Annotated in this window: 19 protein-coding genes; 10 read left to right on the top strand and 9 right to left on the bottom strand. The window is 63.3% G+C overall.

Annotation, left to right across the window (positions count from 1 at the left end; translation table 11 throughout):
• Window positions 1–2: 2 nt before the first annotated feature.
• Window positions 3–1,310: a hypothetical protein gene (locus tag A7X65_RS08540; RefSeq protein WP_063683818.1), complete on the bottom strand. Its 1,308-nt coding sequence runs from the start codon at window positions 1,308–1,310 to the stop codon at window positions 3–5.
• A gap of 254 nt (window positions 1,311–1,564) precedes the next feature.
• Here A7X65_RS08540 and A7X65_RS08535 point away from each other — a divergent pair, with 254 nt between their 5' ends.
• The 3 genes from A7X65_RS08535 (at window position 1,565) to A7X65_RS42570 (ending at window position 2,576) form a co-directional block, all read left to right on the top strand.
• Entirely contained in the window at window positions 1,565–1,771 is a 207-nt protein-coding gene (locus A7X65_RS08535; protein ID WP_063683817.1) for a hypothetical protein, read from the top strand.
• 151 nt (window positions 1,772–1,922) lie between these two features.
• On the top strand, window positions 1,923–2,168 hold the full coding sequence (locus A7X65_RS08530) for a hypothetical protein (RefSeq protein ID WP_063683816.1): 246 nt from the start codon (window positions 1,923–1,925) through the stop codon (window positions 2,166–2,168).
• A gap of 261 nt (window positions 2,169–2,429) precedes the next feature.
• Window positions 2,430–2,576 (top strand): hypothetical protein, encoded by a 147-nt coding sequence (locus tag A7X65_RS42570; RefSeq protein ID WP_167358219.1) that lies wholly within the window; start codon window positions 2,430–2,432, stop codon window positions 2,574–2,576.
• 3 nt (window positions 2,577–2,579) lie between these two features.
• On the opposite strand, the gene A7X65_RS08525 is transcribed toward A7X65_RS42570, so the two are convergent.
• Window positions 2,580–3,140: a bifunctional transcriptional activator/DNA repair enzyme AdaA gene (locus A7X65_RS08525; protein WP_063683815.1), complete on the bottom strand. Its 561-nt coding sequence runs from the start codon at window positions 3,138–3,140 to the stop codon at window positions 2,580–2,582.
• Between the two features lie 129 nt (window positions 3,141–3,269).
• On the opposite strand from A7X65_RS08525, the gene A7X65_RS08520 reads away from it, so the two are divergent.
• Window positions 3,270–3,686: a nuclear transport factor 2 family protein gene (locus tag A7X65_RS08520; RefSeq protein WP_063683814.1), complete on the top strand. Its 417-nt coding sequence runs from the start codon at window positions 3,270–3,272 to the stop codon at window positions 3,684–3,686.
• Window positions 3,687–3,752: 66 nt separating this feature from the next.
• Window positions 3,753–4,673, top strand: coding sequence for a DMT family transporter (locus A7X65_RS08515; protein ID WP_063683813.1), 921 nt, complete (start codon window positions 3,753–3,755; stop codon window positions 4,671–4,673).
• 234 nt (window positions 4,674–4,907) lie between these two features.
• On the opposite strand, the gene A7X65_RS08510 is transcribed toward A7X65_RS08515, so the two are convergent.
• A complete protein-coding gene (locus tag A7X65_RS08510) occupies window positions 4,908–5,258 on the bottom strand; it encodes a zinc ribbon domain-containing protein YjdM (protein WP_063683812.1) in 351 nt (116 codons plus the stop codon).
• Between the two features lie 378 nt (window positions 5,259–5,636).
• Here A7X65_RS08510 and A7X65_RS08505 point away from each other — a divergent pair, with 378 nt between their 5' ends.
• Window positions 5,637–6,260: a hypothetical protein gene (locus tag A7X65_RS08505; RefSeq protein WP_063683811.1), complete on the top strand. Its 624-nt coding sequence runs from the start codon at window positions 5,637–5,639 to the stop codon at window positions 6,258–6,260.
• Window positions 6,261–6,391: 131 nt separating this feature from the next.
• Window positions 6,392–6,685: a hypothetical protein gene (locus A7X65_RS08500; RefSeq protein ID WP_347336375.1), complete on the top strand. Its 294-nt coding sequence runs from the start codon at window positions 6,392–6,394 to the stop codon at window positions 6,683–6,685.
• 9 nt (window positions 6,686–6,694) lie between these two features.
• On the opposite strand, the gene A7X65_RS08495 is transcribed toward A7X65_RS08500, so the two are convergent.
• On the bottom strand, window positions 6,695–6,907 hold the full coding sequence (locus tag A7X65_RS08495) for a hypothetical protein (protein ID WP_063683807.1): 213 nt from the start codon (window positions 6,905–6,907) through the stop codon (window positions 6,695–6,697).
• Window positions 6,908–7,096: 189 nt separating this feature from the next.
• On the opposite strand from A7X65_RS08495, the gene A7X65_RS08490 reads away from it, so the two are divergent.
• On the top strand, window positions 7,097–7,378 hold the full coding sequence (locus A7X65_RS08490; RefSeq protein WP_063683805.1) for a hypothetical protein: 282 nt from the start codon (window positions 7,097–7,099) through the stop codon (window positions 7,376–7,378).
• Window positions 7,379–7,965: 587 nt separating this feature from the next.
• On the opposite strand, the gene A7X65_RS08485 is transcribed toward A7X65_RS08490, so the two are convergent.
• A complete protein-coding gene (locus tag A7X65_RS08485) occupies window positions 7,966–8,985 on the bottom strand; it encodes a hypothetical protein (protein ID WP_347336374.1) in 1,020 nt (339 codons plus the stop codon).
• A 308-nt stretch (window positions 8,986–9,293) separates the two neighbouring features.
• Between A7X65_RS08485 and A7X65_RS08480 the strand changes: the two genes are divergently transcribed.
• Window positions 9,294–9,722 carry a MerR family transcriptional regulator gene (locus A7X65_RS08480; RefSeq protein WP_063683802.1) on the top strand — a complete coding sequence of 143 codons (429 nt, stop codon included), beginning with the start codon at window positions 9,294–9,296 and terminating at the stop codon, window positions 9,720–9,722.
• Window positions 9,658–10,059, top strand: coding sequence for a carboxymuconolactone decarboxylase family protein (locus tag A7X65_RS08475; protein WP_063683800.1), 402 nt, complete (start codon window positions 9,658–9,660; stop codon window positions 10,057–10,059). The genes A7X65_RS08480 and A7X65_RS08475 overlap by 65 nt, the downstream gene beginning before the upstream one ends.
• A gap of 141 nt (window positions 10,060–10,200) precedes the next feature.
• On the opposite strand, the gene A7X65_RS08470 is transcribed toward A7X65_RS08475, so the two are convergent.
• The 4 genes from A7X65_RS08470 to A7X65_RS08455 all read right to left on the bottom strand — a co-directional run bounded on the left by A7X65_RS08470 (window position 10,201) and on the right by A7X65_RS08455 (window position 17,698).
• A complete protein-coding gene (locus tag A7X65_RS08470; RefSeq protein ID WP_063683798.1) occupies window positions 10,201–10,995 on the bottom strand; it encodes a transglycosylase SLT domain-containing protein in 795 nt (264 codons plus the stop codon).
• 402 nt (window positions 10,996–11,397) lie between these two features.
• Window positions 11,398–13,089 (bottom strand): AIPR family protein, encoded by a 1,692-nt coding sequence (locus A7X65_RS08465; RefSeq protein ID WP_082884861.1) that lies wholly within the window; start codon window positions 13,087–13,089, stop codon window positions 11,398–11,400.
• Window positions 13,090–13,322: 233 nt separating this feature from the next.
• Window positions 13,323–14,033, bottom strand: a complete 711-nt coding sequence (locus A7X65_RS08460; RefSeq protein ID WP_063683795.1) for an ImmA/IrrE family metallo-endopeptidase — start codon at window positions 14,031–14,033, stop codon at window positions 13,323–13,325.
• Between the two features lie 11 nt (window positions 14,034–14,044).
• Window positions 14,045–17,698: a vitamin B12-dependent ribonucleotide reductase gene (locus A7X65_RS08455; RefSeq protein ID WP_063683793.1), complete on the bottom strand. Its 3,654-nt coding sequence runs from the start codon at window positions 17,696–17,698 to the stop codon at window positions 14,045–14,047.
• Window positions 17,699–18,441: the final 743 nt, after the last annotated feature.

The following is an 18,441-nucleotide window of genomic DNA, read 5'->3' as shown; positions in this document are numbered from 1 at the left end:
GGTCAGGTGGCGCGCTTGCTGGTCGACTGCGCCGATTTCTGCGGCCTGGCCGAACTCTTCTGCTCGCGCGCGGCCTGCGCTTTTGGGGGCTTGCTGCTGGCAACCGCCCGCGGCTTCTTCGGCTTGGCGCTGGCGACGTCCTTGCGATCGGAGGTGCCGCGCTTGGAGACGTATTCCGCGCCGTCGATCGGGCCGACATGCGGCGGATCGCGGCCGAGATAGGGCCGGCCGATGCCGAGCGCCTTGCCGTTCGCGTCTACCCACTTCCAAAGCACTTCGGTCGAGACCCAGCGCTGCGCGCGGTTGTTGCCGGCGGTAGAGACGATGTCCGCGGCCATGCCGTGGCCATAACCGCCGCGCGTGCTGCCGCCGTGATAGGAGCGATCGGACGCCGCTTTCAGACCGCTCGCGATCGACTGGCGATAGTCGTCGCGGAACGCGCTGGTGATGCCCGGCGAAAGGCCTGCAGCCTCGGCGGCGAGCAGGGTGCGGAACAGCTTGCGCTTGAAGCTCTTGTCCATGCCGCCGATGACGTAGTCCATCATCGACATGTTGGCGTGCTCGGCGGCCTTCGGGTCCTTCCAGCCGAAATCCTCGTCGACCAGCTTGGTGAAGCTGCGCATCACGGTCACCATCTTGCCCCTGCGCTTGATGGTAACGGCGCGGCGCTCCTGCACCTTGATCGAGTCCTCCTTCGGCGTGCGTTGATAGAGCGCCCAGAGATAGCGGTCGATGCAGGCGTCCACGATGAAGCACTCGTCGAGTACGGCAACGGTGTCGGCGGGGGGCGAGGCCTTGCTCACCGCGGGCGCCGGCCCGGTCGCGAGGGACGCGGGCGACAAGGCGTCGGTGGTCACGATCTCGGCGGGATCGGCGGAGGCGAGCTTGACGGGTTCGGGCTTGACGGGTTCCGCTGCCGGCGCAGCCTCGCTGGCGACGGGCGCTGGTTCAGGGAGCAGTTGCGGCGTGCGCGGCGGCTCGGCCGGCAGGATCTCGGCCGGATCGGCGGAAGCAAGCTTGATGGAAGGCACCTCAGGCGCCGCGGCCTCAACTGGCGCCGGAACCGGGGTGGCAGCAACAGCGGCGGCGATTTCAGCGGTCAGCGCGATGCCGTCCTCGGTGGTCACCGCGCGCGGGACGTCGGCGAGCTCGAGACGGCCGAGATCCTTTGCACGCGTGACGGCGGCCGCATTGGCGCCGCTGTTCTCGATCAGGGCCGGGGCGTAAGCGGAGAGAGAGAGCGCGAGCCAGCCGGCCATCACAGCCGAAGGGCAGGAGACTGCCACCAGAAGAGACCGCCGATCGTTCATGATCCCTGCCTCCAAACGGTTCTGTTCGAACCAGTCTCGTTGGAACAGTCTTGCACAGAAAGGCACGCAGCGCGTCAATTGTTCGGGGGACCGTGTGGCGGCGCAATGGCGCAAATCGGCGAAAATCGGCTTTTCCGAGGAGTGTGGCCTGCGGGCAACGCGGGTTCCAAAGGGGTTCCGGAGCTCATTATTCGGTAAAGGAGAATTCTGCGCGCCGCGGCAACCTTCGCCGGCGGCGGCGCGTTGGGTGGGCCATGACCACGCATTCCTCGCTGCGTCCGATGGACGCCTTCGACCCCACCGAGCCCGCCATCCTGCACGATCGTGTTTCCGGCAGGATCATCACCTGGACCGCCGAGCAGGCCGACGACTATCGCCGCACCGGCCGGTTGCGGGGCGATGGAACCGTGGCCTGGAAGACCTATGTCTTCGACGGGTGGGGCAACGTTCTCGGCGGCTGACCCGCCCGGAATCAGGGAATCCAGCCAAGACCTTGGGCGCGTTAAACATATCGCCATGCGCGGGGCGCGATGTTGCGTTGCGGTAGTGCATATCGCAATGCAGCAAATCAGGCTTAGATGTGCTCCGAACCTTCCTTCTGGAGCATCACCAATGAACAAGAAGACTTTGTCGATCGCAGCCGCCCTCGTCATCGCGGGCTCGACTGCCGCCTTCGCCGCCGAGCTGCCGGCCTATGAGGCCAACGGCATTCCGGCATCGCCCCTGCAGGTCCGCGTGCTCGGTGCCGCCCATGTCGAGCAGCAGGTCTCGGCGCCCGCCACCAGCGTGACCGCGCTGCAGGCCAGCGTCCTCGCCCCGCGCAAGGTGAAGACCGCGACCGTGGGCTCGGCCCGCTAAGCCAGCGATACCGAACGTTGGCGTGAATTCGCCGCTTGCGAATTCGCGTCATTCTCGAACCGCGTTCCCATTCGGAGCGCGGTTTTTCCTTGTGTGCGCGGAACGAGAATCCGGAAGCAAAAAAGAATCGCGAACGCTGCGCGTTATGTACGGCCGTTCAAGACGAGTGTGATCCTCTTAATAGTTGTTTTGCAGATCGCGGCGCCTGATGCGCGGGCCGCATATTGAGCGGCCAATTCTGGAATCATAACCGGAGCCGTCATGCCCGTTGCACAAAAAGCCGTTGTTGCCACTACGTCGCCGCGTGAATTCATCGTCAGGCATCTCGCATTGTTCGCCGCCGCCGCGCTGTTCGTGTTCGTGCTCAGCCTGACCTACGGCCTCGATCTCAGCCCCGGATTCTTCTGAGGACTATGCGCGTCTCGCGCGCAGGCTCGACGGCGATCGGCCGTAGAGCTCGGCGAAGGCGGCGTTGAAACGGCGCAGGCTGCCGAAACCGGCCTGGAACGCGATCTCCGTCATGTTGTGATCGCCGGCATCGAGCAGGCGCTTGGCGCGCTGGACGCGCAGCGTCTTGGCGAGCTGCTGCGGGCTCGCGCCGACATGCCGCTCGAACAGCCGCGCCAGATGCCGCGAGGAGATGCCGAGGCGCGTTGCGAGCGTCACCACCGAGCATTCATCGAGCGCGCCGCCGTTGATCAGCTTCACCGCGCGCGCCACGGTCGAGCGCGTGCCGTTCCAGGCCGGGCAGAACGGCGCGGTCTCGGGACGGCAGCGCAGGCAGGGCCGGAAGCCCGCAGCCTCCGCCGCCGCAGCGGTCGGATAATAGGCGACGTTGCGCGTCAGCGGTTGCTTGGCCGGACACACCGGGCGGCAATAGATGCCGGTCGTCCTCACCGCGGTGAAGAAGCGACCGTCATAGCGGGGATCGCGGCGCAGGCGGGCGGCGTTGCAAGTCTCGAAGCTCAGCATGGCCTGATGATAGCGCAGAGCCGGGGATGCGGAAGAGCCGCGGGATGACCGAGTCCGAATGCGGCGAGCCGCAATTCGCATCGCAGCCTAGAACGCGGCTCTCAATCCAACGCAACCGGAGAGCCTGCCGTGACCAGCCCGAGGGATATCGTACTTAACGCCTGGAAGACCTTTTCGTCGCGCGATGCCGCGCGCATCGCCGCGCTGTTCACGGACGATGCCGAATGGATCGCGCCGAAGGGCAACGCCACCGCGGTCGCGCTCGATCACACCGATCACATGGTCGGAGCAACGCAGATCGCGCGCTTCATCGCACAGGAGATGCACAGGCTGTTTTCCGAGATCGACATCGCCTTCCGCGGCGTCCATGCCGACGGCGATGTCGTGATCGTGGAGGAGCGGATGCGCGCGACGCTGCCCGGCGGCAAGCCATACGAGAACGATTATTGTTTCGTGTTCACGGTGGCGGGCGACCGGATCCGCGAGGTCAGGGAATACATGGACACGCGCAAGGGATGGCGGATGGTGTTCGGGGAGGGGGCATGAGCCCGCGTGCCAGCCCTGCGGCGGCGTGGGTTGAGGCGATGCGCGCCCTGACATAAGGCTTGATCCATGGATCAGCGGACGAGCGGCGCTGACGCTCTCATTCACAAGAACGATTCTGCACCGGCGCTTCTCGGCGTCGTCTGCGGCCTGTCGGCGGCGCTGTTCTGGGCGCTCGGCTTTGCCGGCACGCGGCACGGGCTGAAGGTCGGCTTCACGCCGGTCGATCTCCTGGTGCATCGCTACGTCTGGTCGGGGATCGCGTTCCTGCCGCTGGTGCTGCGCGCCGGAATCTCCGACCTCTGCGGCATCGGCTGGAGCAGGGGCCTCGTGCTGATGGTGCTCGGCGGCCCCGTGATGTCGCTGATCTCCTACACCGGCTTCCTGTTCGTGCCGCTCGGCCATGGCAGCGTGATCCAGCCCTCCTGCGCCACGCTCGGCGGGCTGCTGCTCGCAGCGATCGTCCTGAAGGAGAAGATCTCGGCCTCGCGGCTGATCGGCGCGCTCGTCATCGTCGGCGGTCTCGGCGTGATCGGCGCGGAATCGATCGGGCATATCGGCGCCGAGGGCGTGCAGGGCGACCTGATCTTCGTGCTGACCGGATTGATGTTCGCAGGCTTCGGCGCGGCGCTGCGGCACTGGCGCGTCTCCGCGGTGTCGGCCGCGCTCGTCATCAACGTGCTGTCGCTGCTGCTGCTGCCGCTCTACATCGCGATCGTCGGCCTTGCGCATGTCGCGGCGATCGGCGTGTGGGAGAATGCGATCCAGGCTCTGGCGCAGGGCGTGCTCGCAGGTCCCGCCGCGCTCTATCTGTTCGCGGTTTCGGTGCAGCGCCTCGGCGTCGCGCGCGCGGCGGTGTTCCCGGCCTGCGTGCCGGCGCTGACGCTGCTGACCGGCTGGGTGCTGCTCGGCGAGGCGCCGACGCTGTTGCAGACGGCTGGCCTCGTGACGGTGCTGTGCGGCTTCTACCTGGCGCAGCGGCAGCGTTAGGCCGCCCCAGAAGACGAAAGGCCGCCCCGAAGGGCGGCCATTCAAGTCTCAAGGTGTGATGCAATCAAACGCGTCTTCAAATAAGCCAGCCCCGGGTTGATACAATTGCTACGCACTACAAAGGCGAGCCCGGCAAAGACAGCCTTGCATATTTTTCCCGATCGACAAAATGAATTCTGTGTTCCGGGACAGGAACAGCGAATTAGAGTTACCTCGCCTGGTTAACCCCTCGGCTCAGGCCTTCCGCACGAACTCCGACTTAAGGTTCATGGCGCCGATGCCGTCGATCTTGCAGGCGATGTTGTGGCCGTCGCTGGCGTCCTGGAGGCGGATGTTGCGTACCTTGGTGCCGCCCTTCACCACCGAGGACGAGCCCTTGATCTTAAGATCCTTGATCACGATGACGCTGTCGCCGTCGGTGAGCGCATTGCCGTTGGCATCGCGCACGCCGGCCTCCTGCGCCGCGTCGGCAGCCAGCTCCGCCGCTCCGCTCCATTCGTGGCCGCATTCCGGGCAGACCCAGAGGCCGCGGTCCTGATAGGCGTGCTCGGAGCTGCACGCAGGGCATTTCATCGCATCGGTCATCGCTTCGCCTTCGTTGCCCCGCCGTCCGGAGCGCGCCGCACCGTAGGTTCGTTGCGGCGCAAAGCAAGCGAAAGTTCCGCGGAAGGTATCGGGCGATGCTGCAAGATATTTCCGGCGTAGTGCGAAGGTACCGTCCAAACCAAAACGTCGAAAACAACCCCATGCACAGTAGAAAACCCCAGGGATTTCAAAGTTCGGCGAGTCCGAAATGGTGACCCGTCGGGTCAGTCGGAATCCCGGGGAGTCGCGCCTGCCCGTCGGGCCGACTTCGGCGATACCGAACGGCATTTGCGCTGTCGGGCAAAACAGGGGTATGTTGACAGGATGGCGCCCGTGCGACGGCGGGGAGCAGACAGCGTCGCTGGGCCGCGGGGCGAGATGCCGAAGACATCCACGAGACAGCTGAAGACCTACCAGACCTCGCTCGGCTTCTACGACCAGGCCGTCGCCGCGCCCTCGATGAAGGCGGCGCTTGCGGCCTGGGGCGCCAGCTCCAATCTGTTTCACCAGGGCGTTGCGAAGGAGACCGACGATCCCGACGTGGTCGCCGCGACCATGGCCAAGCCCGGAATCGTGCTGAGGCGTCCGGTCGGGTCGAACAAGGCGTTCACCGAGAGCGCGGAGCTGCCGACCGATCTCGCCGAGGGCGATGCCCGGCCGCGCGCGAAGCGGCGGGCGGCCAAGCCCGCACCGCAAGCATCGCGCAAGACCGACGGCAAGCAGGCGCGCGAGGCCGCCGCTGCGTTCGAGAAGGAAGAGCGGCGCCGCGAGGCCGAGCGCCGGAAGGAGGAGGCCACCCGCGCGACAGAGCGCGCGCGCCGGGACAAGGCGGTCGCGACAGCGCAGGCTGCGCTGGACAAGGCGAGGCGGGAGCACGAGATGCGGGCGGAGGCGATCGAGGCCGCGCGCGCCGCGCTCGATGACCGCGCCGAGGCCGAGCAGGCGCGTTGGGACAAGCAAAGGACGAAGCTCGAGCAGGCGCTGCGCAAGTCGCGCGCGTAAGGCGCCCGTAAGGCATGTTCATTCACGCTGCGGCGTCGCACGCGGCGGCAGGATCGCGGTTCCATCCCTATATGAGAGCAATCCCATATAGGTCCGCGATGCCCAAAAAGTCCCCGAAGACTGGAAGTCCCATGGTCGTGCGCCCGCGCCGCGCGGCGCCGGTCCTGGTGTGCCGGAAGTGCCTCAAGCGCAGCGACGAAGGCAGCGATGTCAGGCGCGCGCTGAAGTCCGAACTGAAGGCGGCGCGGCGCGACGGCACCAAGCCGGCCAAGCTTGTCATGACCGGGTGTTTTGGACTTTGCCCGAAACGGGCGGTCGTGGTCGCGAGCGGCGCCAGCCTTGCGAAGCAGGAATATGTGCTGGTTGCGGACCGCGATCAGGTTCCGCGCGCGCTCGCGCTGCTCGGGGAGGAGCGCGGCGAGTAAGCGCAGAGCTTATTTCTGAACCATCGCCTGCGTGCCTGACGAGGCCGGGGCCGGCTCCCAGGGCGCCGGCAGCACGACGCGGATCGGGCGCGCCTCGCTGGGCGTGCCGGCCGCGGGTACGCTCACCCTCGCGGGCTGGTCCTGCGCGCTGTCGGCGGCCGCCACCGCGATGGACGCCAGGATGAAACTTGCCGCGATCACCACAGCCCGCAGATCGAACATTGTCGCCGTCCTCCATTGTCACAGAGAACGGCCGGGGACCAAAAAAGTTCAGCGCGAGTAGCGCATTGGCGGATTGCGCGGCGGGCGCATCCGCATGAAGCCGGCAGCGTTCATTCAGGCAAATCGAAAACGAAATGACTTGCCTAACAAGGCTTCCTTGAGCACTCTTTCGGCGAAGGAGACCGAAGCATGACAAAACTCACGCTCGCCTGTGCGCTCGGAACGGCCCTGGCGCTGAGCAGCCTCGTAACGTCAGGTGCCGAAGCCCGGACGCGGAAGGTCGTCGTCGTTCGCGCACCGCAGGAGAGGCTCATCGTCACGGCGCCCGTGCTGCGGCCGACGCCGTGGGATTACTACATCGTTCCGCGCTATCGCTATCGCCCCGAGGACGACCGCGTCGATCCCAACGGCCCGCCGCTGGTGCCGTCGTATATCCGCTACGAAGCGTGGCGCTGGCCGTATTGGTGGTGAGCTGACCAGGTGGCTGTGGCCATCCTTCGAGACGCCCGCCGTTGGCGGGCCCTCAGGATGAGGGTCGAGTTCGCGGCACCAGTTTCGACGAACGACGATGCCACTTAGCCTCATCCTGAGGAGACCGCAAAGCGGTCGTCTCGAAGGACGAGGCGCGCGTTCAAGTGGCGCAAAATGTCACGTGCGGTAGCCCTGCATCCAGCGGCAGTTCAGATTCAGAAATCGTAGGGTGGGCAAAGCGAAGCGTGCCCACCAAAGCTAAATCGGGACGATTTCGTGGGCACGGCGCTGGCGCGCCTTTGCCCACCCTACGGCATCTCGGCACGCGTCGCCGTTAATGCCCGTAGCCCGGATAAGCGAAGCGTAATCCAGGCTACGCTGGCTGTGGCCATCCTTCGAGACGCCCGCCGTTGGCGGGCCCTCAGGATGAGGACTTAGTTCGCGGCAGCAGTTTCAACGAGCGCCGATGCCGCTTGGCCCCATCCTGAGGAGACCGCCACCGGGTCCGCGCTAAGCGCGGCCCGATGACAGGCCCCGCGGTCGTCTCGAAGGAGGAGGCGCGCGTTCAACGCCCGAGCCTCGCGGGCTCACCAATCCTCGTAGGGGTCGCCCATATAGGGCGGCGGCATCCAGCGCGGCGGCGGCCTGGGACGACGGGGGGCGGCCTCCGGGATGTACGGCGGCGGCCGGGGCCGCGCGGCCGGTTCGCTGTTCACGCTGCGCACGACGGGTTTTGCGGCCGCTGCAGGCGCGGCCGCTGCTGCAGGCGCGGGTGATTTGGTGAGCTGGGTTTGCAGCGACTGCACCTGCGCGGCGAGGCGGGCATTGTCCGCTGCTTCCTTCTCCTGCGCCGCCTTGAGCTGCTGGATGGTGTCGGCCTGCTCGCGCTGGGTCTGCTCGTTGCGGCTCTTCAGCTGCTCGAGCTTGCCGTTGATGTTGGCAAGCTCGCCCGTGATGGCCTTGAGCGATTGCGCGAGCTCGGACGATGACGGGTCGGGCGCGGTGGCGGCAGGCTTCGGAGCGGCGTCGGTGTCCTTGGCGACCGGGGGCGCCGGCACCGGGCTCGGCCCGTCCGCGGCAGCCAGCAGCACGGCCTGCGGCTGCGCCGGGGTTTCCACCGCGGTGGCTTTTGGGGGCTCGCTCGCGGGCGGCGGAGCCAATCGCGCGAAGATCGACTTGGCCTCGTCGCGATATTGCGACGCGACGGCGGCGCCGAGCAGGCCGATCGCGAGCACGAGAATGACCAGTGCGCGCATCATGGCCGGATCTTTCCGCAAGCCTTGATCGCGAGCGCGGACGGCCACGAGCTTGGTATCCGGAAGTCTGGTGTCTTTCTGCGCGGAAGCGGCGGCAGCCGTTGCGCCGGCACCTGCATGCGCAGCCGGTTTGCTTTCGCTGTCGTGTTCCATGCCGGAAACCAGCCGGTCCAGCCGCGCCAGGTCTTCCTGAGTGCTCTTGATCCGGTCCAGGGCCCGCGCCAGCGCGCCGTCGGCGCGCGTCTCGTCCGGCTTGGGGGTCTCGGGCTTGCCTGCATCAGGTTTGCCGGCATCAGCTTTAGGGTCGTTCGTCTCAGGCACCGATGCGCTCTCCATCCGGTCGGGCGTCAATGAGAGGCAGTCCGATCTTGGGAAGGATAGGTCTCGCCGCCATCAGACACAACGCGTGTGCAGAGGTAAAATTATGGCGGGGAGGGGAGACGCCTGTAGCCCGGATGAAGCGAAGCGCAATCCGGACCAGCGCCGCTCGAGGCACGACCCCGGATTTCGCTTCGCTCCATCCGGGCTACGCTCCTTCCTCACGTTTGAGTTGTCATCGTCCGCCGCAAACGCTCGCGAGCCGCAGCATTTTTCCCTATTGACTTAGAGTGCGCTCTAACCAGTAGCTTCCCGTGCGTCGTGACGAAAGAAGGGCGTTCATGAAGATCGGCGAACTGGCAAAGCGTTCGGGACTGACGACCTACACCATCCGATACTATGAGCGGATCGGGTTGCTTCCCCACGCCGACAGGGACCCATCGGGCCAACGCGACTACGACGCATCGATCCTGACCTGGATGGAATTTCTCGGCCGTCTCAAGACGACCGGAATGCCCATTCGGGACATGCTGCAATATGCGGCCCTGCGGGAGCGTGGCGCCGGCACGGAAGCGAAACGCCGCGTCTTGCTCGAGCAGCACCGCGAGCGCGTTCGCGCTCAATTGGCCGATCTGCAAGCCTGCCTTGTCGTCCTCGACACCAAGATCGCCGGATACGCCGGCGTGAAAATGAGGATGAAGGACTATGACGCATCAATCCCCGAGCGCCGGCGAAAGCCGGCTGGAACGCGGCAAGCGGGCGCTCGCTGACATCGACGGCCAGGCCGGCCACAACGTCATCGCCGCGCTGGCGGACATCGCCCCCGATTTCGCCAATTACATTTTCGAGTTTTCGTTCGGCGACATCTATAGCCGCCCCGGCCTCGACCTGCGCGCCCGCGAAATCGCAACCATCGCAGCGCTGACGGCGATGGGGACCGCAACGCCGCAACTGAAAGTCCATATCGAGGCGGGACTGAATGTCGGGCTGACCAGGGACGAGATCACCGAGATCATGATGCAGATGGCCGTCTATGCGGGCTTCCCCGCGGCGCTGAATGGCCTGTTCGCCGCCAAGGAGGTGTTTGCTGCGCGGCGCAGCACGTAGGGTGGGTTAGCCCCGCGACTGCGCGAAAGCGCGTAGGGTGGGTTAGCCGAAGGCGTAACCCACCACTTCTGTTTCTGCAGAAACGAAAGAGGTGGGTTACGCCGCCAGACGCGCTTCGCGCATCTGCCGGACTAACCCACCCTACGAATCCTCCGCCGCCAGCCGCACAAACTGCCGCTTCATCGTGTTGACCCTGGCGACATAGGCCGCGACAAGGTGATCGCCGCAGCGTTCGCCCGCGATCATCTGAAACTTGCGCCGCGCATAGGCCGCCGCGGGACCGGCACCGCAGAGATGGATGAAGGTCGCCAGATCCTGCTTCTGCTGCGCGCCCGCCTTCACGTCGCCCGCGAGCGTGAGAACCATGGCCACCTGTCGGTCCAGATACACCGAGGCCAGCTCGACGGCATGGCTCGGGATCACGCGGATGTAGAGGAAGCTCGACCCGCAGCCGGTCTGCGTGACCGCATTGCCACGGACACAGAACCGCGCGGCCTCGGCAAAGGCCGGATCGGTCATCTGAAAGAGCCCGACAGCGCTGGAGGCGGGCTTGTAAATCGCCAGCGGATTGAAACTCCACCGCCAGCGCCAATAGGTCCGCGCCACCGGATTGCCAGAACTCTCCACCTGCGTCAGCGCGGCCAGCAATTCGGGCGAGATCGTCGCGGTGGAATAGGTGCGGAAGAGGGGGGCGTATTGTCGCCAGGTCTCGGCGGGCTCCTTGTCGAGAGCGTTGCCGAGGAGGACGAAGAGTTCGGTTGGTTTGCGGATGAAGTGATAGGTGATGTTCAGGAGGGAGACGGCTGCGAGCAAAGTCGCGGCGCTTGTCGCCATCCCAACCACGCGCGGACCTTGCGCGAACTTTCTTCGTGCCCATCGAATACCTCGTCGAACGCTGCGAAGGGTACGGAGAAGGCGTCTGCGTTTGCTTGGCATGGAGCTTGGAGACTAGGTCGAGCGTCGTACCCTTGCGAAATTCAGCATGCAACGGGTGATGGGGTACGGGCTCGAGCCCACAGGTCAGATCCAGTGCATAGTTGCTTGGCAAGCTTGGAGAAGCGCAGCCGCGCACGCCGCCGCGGCGGCGCGTGCGTTCCAGCGAGATTGCAGTGCAATAGTTGGCAATAGATCGACGCCATCGACTATCATTTGGTATTCGCGGGGCCCATCTCCAAGCGACGCTTGGAAGCTCACCGCTCCGTCCTCCGCTCGCGGTGCTTTGATCTTTCCGGTTGCCGAACGCAGCCACGCCCCACCCGCTGCAATAGAAAATCCGACCACGCCTATCGTTAGTATTTGATCAAGAGTCATCTGGTCCGTTCACTAGGGTCGGGACTTCTACAACGGTAGGTTCATTTGATGTGGCACAATTGGCCGGCCATGGATATTAGGCAGCAGAGCCAAAAGATGCTCTTTTGACGAGGCAAGCCGAAATAGCCGATAGGCAGAAGTCTTCGGGTGAAGTTGCACCAACTGCTCGACTACATCGAATGCGAAATCGATCTCCGCTATCGCCAAGTCGGCGTCAGCTAGGTCTAGCCCTTTGCGGCGGATCAATTCACCAACGACGAACAGGACATGAAATGCGCCCTCGATGATCCAAGCCTCGTCAAATGAACGGCGAGTGATCTGCCGCTGATATGCCAGCGCGGTCCGCTTTCGATCTTGAATCTTCTCGAAGCAAACGTAGGCAGCTTTTACGAGATCGGCCGAAATCTTGTTCGGATTGAATATCGCCTCATACAAATCTCCAAAAAGCTCATTCGTGCCTGTCTTCGCTTTTGATGGCTCGCCGATCGCGTAAGCCAAGATAAGTTGGCCAGCCCTTATCGCGTCGATTATTCGCATGCGTGGATGGGGTGCTTGCTCACCGCGTTTGCGTCGATAGAAATATCCGTGAGCGCTAAGCGACGAAGCGAGCCGTAGCTGGACATCGTCATTTGCGCGCAAGTCGCGCCCGAATATTCGATTTTGTGTATTGCTTCCGATCGCGATCCGTTCGATGAGATCCGCATCTGAGGTCTCAACAATCTTGATGTTTATCGAGCCTTCAGCGAAGTTTCGAGGAGGAGACGTTCCGACAGAGTGAATCACAACCGCGGTCTGTCCACCGTTGACGATCTGAGGGTTTACTAACCTTATTGGGAAGCACCCTCCTGCGGTCATGATCATTTGATCGCAGACTATGGTCATGCCGTTGTTTAGAAGGGAAAATTCGCTCGCCCGTCCGCCAACAAGAGTTTCTCGAATCTCGCGATTAACTGGAATGCTGCTACCCAGAAAGTAACGTACGTTCTGAGCAACCAAGCGTTCGTCGAAGTTTTTACCGTTGGGGTCGGTGAGAAATTCGTGCAGCTCTGTAAGGTCAAGTCTGGCGACGAATGCGCGGGCACGCTCCTCCTTATATTCGAAGCTATTCTCGGCATTCGCCTTGATGGTTTTTACAAGGCGAGGTTTCGATGCGCGAATCGCTCCGTGAGAGAGTTCGTAGAGGTGCCTCTCAAAGAGTCCAACATTGCAGCGGGATAGGTGAGTCTCTAGCCGTTCCCTTTCGGGGCCACCCAACGGTCGCTGATTCGAAAAAAGATGAACCCGAATTTCGTAAGTGTCGTGCTCAAGCGCATCCCAAATCTCCTCCACCTTGAGGCGGAGAAGAGGATTGCAATCGGTGAGCAGTGTGTCACGGCGGTGGAGTAGGTCGTCAACGAAAGAGATGACCTTGTCGATTGTTGCGCCGGGAAAGTTGTTTTGAGATTTCTTGAAGCTTGCGACAACCTTGGTTGACGCTAAATCAATTGTTCGACTCTCGTGGTCGACAATTATGAAGTCGATCCCACGGTCGAAGCCGCCGTCTATAATGTAGTCATCGGCAGCGTCGGGAAGTATGTTGAAGACGTTCTCTAGCAAATAGCTATGAAACGCGTGTTCGCGACTTGGGGATGAGTCGAGCCGATTCGAAATGCCTTTCTCGACCAGGGACCAGTCGAGAAGGGTCGCGTCATTTCTTGCGAGTGAGCGAGGGGGCGACATTTGGACGCTTCCACCATGTGGTTTTAGTTGCGCGACTCAGGACAGAGCGTCGTGCCGTTTGCCTTCGAGAGGCGCAAGTCAGCGCAGCTATGGCCATCACCGGAGTTCCAAATTGGCGAATCATCTTGGAGGGCAGTAGCGTAACCTAGGTCGGCAGTCCAAGCGGCAGTTATCCACCGAAAGCTTCTATGTCCGCGCGCTCATTCGGGGCTGTGCTTGCTGTGCCGATATTGTTATTGGCCGAAGCGATCGTGCGGGGTTCGCTGTCGTTCGCAGGATTTGCATTTCTTTCTTCCGCCTTCGGTGGTGACGGCGAAGTCGCCGCAGGCGGGGCATGGTTCGCAATTGTCGACGACGGAAAGTCGCTCTTTGATGCGCCCGATCGAATCTAGCCGTTCAAATGCGAAGCGGTCGGGAACGTTGCACGCGAACGCGAGTCGGGCTGGGTCTGGAATTGACCGCCCGATGTGATTGGGGATTAACAGGTGGTCAGCAAGGAGGTTTGCCTGGCCTTCCGCCGAATCTTCGTTCTCGGCAAATTGAATCTGTAGGCTTGGGTCTCTCAAGAACGGCTTTGCGTCATCGCTGTGAAGTAAGATGTGCCCGATCTCGTGAGCAATTATGACCCGCTCCTCGCTGTAGCCCTGCTGGAATCTTGTCCAGACGGTGCGCTTAACATGCAGAGTCAAGCGCGGGCTGAACGTGACATACGCCGGATACTTTCCGGCGTCGTCGTCAATTATCTCGATGCGCAGGCGGCCTTTCCGCTTCATTCCGCGGATTTGGACGAGGCTTTCTACGCCGTGTGCTTCGAGTTCAGTTAGGATGACCTTTAAGTCGACTTGCTTCGACCCAGGCACCGTTCCGATGTGCCAGCACTTCATCGCAATTGCCGCGATGAAATCCTCGCTTCGGAACGGTACCTTATGGTCGGTAAACTCCATTTACCATCCTGTTAGGAGCAGCCGGTGGTGCTTCCGCAAGTCTCACATTTGAGGCAAGTGCCGTTTCTCACCATCGTGAAATTTTGACACTCGCTGCAGCTTTCTCCGACGTAGCCTCTAGCCCGAGCTTCTTCTCGAGCTGCCGTTTTAGTATCTAGGCGTGTGAATCCGAGCTTGACCGGAGAAGTCTCGGGTTCGGCTACTGCAGAAGCTACCGCATGTGCTACGGCTGGAGCGCCAGGTGCGCGTGCGACCACACTTAATCGGTCAGTTCGAGAGCGAGTGAGACCTTTCGAAACGAACCTTGCGGTCGTGTGCGAGTGGTCATGCTCGTCCGGCTCCTTGCCTTCCTCGACGCCCTTGCCGAGCGCGTCGAAGCCGGTCTCGTTGGGATCGACGTGGGCGAGATCGAAGCGCGACATGTAGCTCACCGCGAGCTCGCGGAAGACGTAGTCGAGGATCGAGGTCGCGTACTTGATGCTGTCGTTGCCCTGCACGGGGCCCGCCGGTTCGAAGCGGGTGAAGGTGAAGGCGTCGACATATTCGTCGAGCGGCACGCCGTATTGCAGACCGAGGGAGACCGCGATCGCGAAGTTGTTGATGAAGGAGCGGAGCGCCGCGCCTTCCTTGTGCATGTCGATGAAGATCTCGCCGAGACGGCCGTCGTCATACTCGCCGGTGCGGAGATAGACTTTATGTCCGCCGACGACCGCCTTCTGGGTGTAGCCTTTGCGGCGATCCGGCATCTTCTCGCGCTCGCGCATCACGATGATGCGCTCGACGAGCTTCTCGACGATCTTTTCGGAAACCTGGGTGGCGCGCGCCGCCATCGGCTTCTCGTAGAGGCTCTCGACCGCATCGTCCTCGTCCTCATCGTCGCTGATGAGCTGCGAGTTGAGCGGCTGGGAGAGCTTGGAGCCGTCGCGATAGAGCGCGTTGGCCTTCAGCGCGAGCTTCCACGACAGCATGTAGGCGGACTTGCAGTCCTCGACCGTGGCGTCGTTCGGCATGTTGATGGTCTTGGAGATCGCACCCGAGATGAAGGGCTGGGCCGCCGCCATCATGCGGATGTGGCTCTCGACCGACAGATAGCGCTTGCCGATCTTGCCGCAGGGATTGGCGCAGTCGAACACCGGATAGTGCTCCGCCTTGAGGTGCGGGGCACCTTCCACCGTCATCGCGCCGCAGATGTGGACGTTGGCCGCCTCGATCTCGCGCTTGGTGAAGCCCACGGCCTGGAGCAGGTCGAAGCCGGGGGCCGCGATCGCCTCGGCACCGATGCCGAGCTGGTCGCGGATGAAGTCTTCGCCAAAGGTCCACTTGTTGAAGGCGAACTTGATGTCGAAGGCGGTCGGCAGCGCCTTCTCGACCTTGGCGATGGCTTCATCGGTGAAGCCCTTGGCCTTGAGGGTCGAGGCGTTGATGCCGGGCGCGTTGGAGAGCGAGCCGTGGCCGACGGCGTAGGCTTCGATCTCCGCGATCTCGCTCTCGCGATAGCCGAGCGCACGCAGCGCTGCGGGCACCGCACGGTTGATGATCTTGAAGTAGCCGCCGCCGGCGAGCTTCTTGAATTTGACCAGCGCGAAGTCGGGCTCGATGCCGGTGGTGTCGCAATCCATGACGAGGCCGATCGTGCCGGTGGGCGCGATCACCGTGGTCTGGGCGTTGCGATAGCCGTGCTGCTCGCCGAGCTGGAGCGCCGCATCCCAGGCCGCCTGGGCGTGGCTGACGAGATCAGCCTGCGGGCAGGAGACGAGGTCCATCGGCACCGGGTTGACGGAGAGCGCCTCGTAGCCGCTAGCCTCGCCGTGCGCGGCGCGGCGATGGTTGCGGATGACGCGCAGCATGTGCGCGGCGTTCTTCTTGTAGCCGGGGAAGGTGCCGAGCTCGGCGGCGATCTCGGCCGAGGTCTTGTAGGTGATGCCGGTCATGACCGAGGTCAGCGCGCCGCAGAGCGCACGGCCTTCCTTGGAGTCATAAGGCAGGCCCATGGTCATCAGCAGGCCGCCGATATTGGCGTAGCCGAGGCCCAGCGTGCGGAACTCGTAGGAGAGCTCGGCGATCGCGCGCGACGGGAACTGCGCCATCATCACGGAGATTTCGAGCACGATGGTCCAGAGCTGGCAGAGGTGCTCGTAGCCTTCGACGTCGAAGCGCTTGGTCTCGGTGTTGTAGAAGGTCAGCAGGTTCGCGGACGCCAGGTTACAGGCGGTGTCGTCCAGGAACATGTATTCCGAGCACGGGTTCGACGCGCGGATGTCGCCGGACGCCTTGCAGGTGTGCCAGTCGTTCATGGTGGTGTTGAAGTGCAGGCCCGGGTCGGCCGACGCCCAGGCGGCGTAGCCGATCTTTTCCCAGAGGTCGCGCGCCTTCAGCGTCTTCGTCACCTTCTTGGAGGTGCGGGCGTTCAGGTTCCAGTCGCCATCCGTTTCCACGGCGCGCAGGAAGTCGTCCCTCAGCGAGACCGAGTTGTTGGAGTTCTGGCCGGAAACCGTGAGGTAGGCTTCGCTGTCCCAGTCGGTGTCGTAGGTGTCGAACTGGATGTCCTTGTAGCCCTGCTTGGCGAACTGGATGACGCGCTTGATGTAGTTGTCAGGCACGAGGCTACGGCGCGCGAGCTTGATCTCGCGGCGCAGGGCAGGGTTCTTCTCGGGGTCGAAGCAGTCGTCGCCCGAGCCTTCGCAGTTCACGCAGGCCTTCAGCACCGCCTTGAGGTGCTTCTGGTTGATCTTGGAGCCGGTGACGAGCGCAGCAACCTTCTGCTCCTCCTTCACCTTCCAGTCGATATAGGTCTCGATGTCGGGGTGATCGACGTCGACGACGACCATCTTGGCGGCGCGGCGCGTGGTGCCGCCCGACTTGATTGCGCCCGCGGCGCGGTCGCCGATCTTGAGGAAGCTCATCAGGCCGCTCGAGCGGCCGCCGCCGGACAGCTTCTCGCCTTCACCGCGCAGGCGCGAGAAGTTGGAGCCAGTGCCGGAGCCGTACTTGAACAGGCGGGCTTCGCGGACCCAGAGGTCCATGATGCCGCCTTCGTTGACGAGGTCGTCACCGACGCCCTGGATGAAGCAGGCGTGCGGCTGCGGATGCTCGTAGGCCGACTTGGACTTGGTCAGCTTGCCGGTGAAGGGGTCGACGTAATAGTGGCCCTGGCCGGGGCCGTCGATGCCATAGGCCCAGTGCAGGCCGGTGTTGAACCATTGCGGCGAGTTCGGCGCGACCATCTGCATGGCGAGCATGTAGCGGAGCTCGTCGTAGAAGGCCTGGGCGTCTTCGTCGGTCGTGAAGTACTTGCCCTTCCAGCCCCAATAGGTCCAGCAGCCGGCGAGGCGGTCGAACACCTGCTTTGCGCTGAGTTCGCTGACGAAGCGCTCTTTCTCAGGGAGCTGGCTAAGGGCATCGGTGTCGGGCACGGAGCGCCACAGGAAGGAGGGGACGGATTCCTCCTCGACCTTCTTCAGGCGCGCGGCAACGCCGGCCTTGCGGAAATACTTCTGGGCGAGCACGTCGGAGGCGACCTGCGACCATTCGGTCGGGACCTCGACGTTATCCAGCTTGAACACGACCGAGCCGTCGGGATTGCGAATCTCCGACGTGGTCAGCCGGAACTCGATCCCGGCGTAAGGTGACTGTCCCGAAGTGGTGTGGCGCCGCTCAATCCGCATGGTCTTGCCCCGTCCTTTTCTTTGACCGGTCCCGCCTCCGTTCAGGCGTTCCGGGTCGTCATTTCGCTTCGCGTTGCCGTCCGGCCATCAGAGCCCTCGGGCGACGCAGTTCAGCCGGTGGACCCGGCCCTTGTTCTCCCGACGCGACTATTCGATGCGTGCATCGATCATCCGCCGGCATGTCCACACCCATCCGCCCCAACGGGATGTGCGCGACATGCGTTCAACGCCCCACAACGTCACTTTTTACCGATGCCATTCGAGCCTTTTGCCGGCCCGTTCTGGCGCCCCAAAAAGTCCGCTTTCGCGGGCAGACAAGCCCACATCCCGCTGCCTTCGTCTGGCCTGGCGGAGTGCAGTTCTGCGGACCCTTTGGGGGAGTGCCGGCGGGACGCAAACTCACTCGCGCCGAACGGTCCGAAAGCTAGGACTCTCCGTTGCGCCCGTCAAGAACTAGTGCGAGTTCCTGAATCAAATACTAAATATGGTGGATTGCGGGGGATAACAGGGGGCAAGCCATCACCTGTTGTTGAGCCAAGTATCAGTGAGTCCTCAGGGATTCCCAACCGAAAAAATTTGCATCTTGTGTGGATGCGGACCCTTCATCCCGCTGTTCACAGGGCAGGTATATTTTTGGGCGACGGGATTGCGTCAGCAAGACTCACGTAGCCCTACGGAAGGTGAGGGCTGGCATGCCCGCCGAGGTGGTGGTCTGGGGGGCGAATCCGGGCCAAGCTGACGCC

It is taken from the genome of Bradyrhizobium stylosanthis (assembly GCF_001641335.1).
GTDB lineage: Bacteria > Pseudomonadota > Alphaproteobacteria > Rhizobiales > Xanthobacteraceae > Bradyrhizobium > Bradyrhizobium stylosanthis.
Note: the sequence above shows the minus strand (reverse complement) of the source record. Positions and strands in the feature narration are given on the sequence as shown.

Coding starts and splice junctions, on each gene's coding strand:
- A7X65_RS08510 (WP_063683812.1), bottom strand. CDS start 5,258: ATGACCGATGCGATGAAATGCCCTGCGTGCAGCTCCGAGCACGCCTAT.
- A7X65_RS08490 (WP_063683805.1), top strand. CDS start 7,097: ATGACAAAACTCACGCTCGCCTGTGCGCTCGGAACGGCCCTGGCGCTG.
- A7X65_RS08540 (WP_063683818.1), bottom strand. CDS start 1,310: ATGAACGATCGGCGGTCTCTTCTGGTGGCAGTCTCCTGCCCTTCGGCT.
- A7X65_RS08500 (WP_347336375.1), top strand. CDS start 6,392: ATGGTCGTGCGCCCGCGCCGCGCGGCGCCGGTCCTGGTGTGCCGGAAG.
- A7X65_RS08525 (WP_063683815.1), bottom strand. CDS start 3,140: ATGCTGAGCTTCGAGACTTGCAACGCCGCCCGCCTGCGCCGCGATCCC.
- A7X65_RS08475 (WP_063683800.1), top strand. CDS start 9,658: ATGACGCATCAATCCCCGAGCGCCGGCGAAAGCCGGCTGGAACGCGGC.
- A7X65_RS08480 (WP_063683802.1), top strand. CDS start 9,294: ATGAAGATCGGCGAACTGGCAAAGCGTTCGGGACTGACGACCTACACC.
- A7X65_RS08505 (WP_063683811.1), top strand. CDS start 5,637: ATGCCGAAGACATCCACGAGACAGCTGAAGACCTACCAGACCTCGCTC.
- A7X65_RS08455 (WP_063683793.1), bottom strand. CDS start 17,698: ATGCGGATTGAGCGGCGCCACACCACTTCGGGACAGTCACCTTACGCC.
- A7X65_RS08530 (WP_063683816.1), top strand. CDS start 1,923: ATGAACAAGAAGACTTTGTCGATCGCAGCCGCCCTCGTCATCGCGGGC.
- A7X65_RS08535 (WP_063683817.1), top strand. CDS start 1,565: ATGACCACGCATTCCTCGCTGCGTCCGATGGACGCCTTCGACCCCACC.
- A7X65_RS08515 (WP_063683813.1), top strand. CDS start 3,753: ATGGATCAGCGGACGAGCGGCGCTGACGCTCTCATTCACAAGAACGAT.
- A7X65_RS08465 (WP_082884861.1), bottom strand. CDS start 13,089: ATGTCGCCCCCTCGCTCACTCGCAAGAAATGACGCGACCCTTCTCGAC.
- A7X65_RS42570 (WP_167358219.1), top strand. CDS start 2,430: ATGCCCGTTGCACAAAAAGCCGTTGTTGCCACTACGTCGCCGCGTGAA.
- A7X65_RS08470 (WP_063683798.1), bottom strand. CDS start 10,995: ATGCCAAGCAAACGCAGACGCCTTCTCCGTACCCTTCGCAGCGTTCGA.
- A7X65_RS08460 (WP_063683795.1), bottom strand. CDS start 14,033: ATGGAGTTTACCGACCATAAGGTACCGTTCCGAAGCGAGGATTTCATC.
- A7X65_RS08495 (WP_063683807.1), bottom strand. CDS start 6,907: ATGTTCGATCTGCGGGCTGTGGTGATCGCGGCAAGTTTCATCCTGGCG.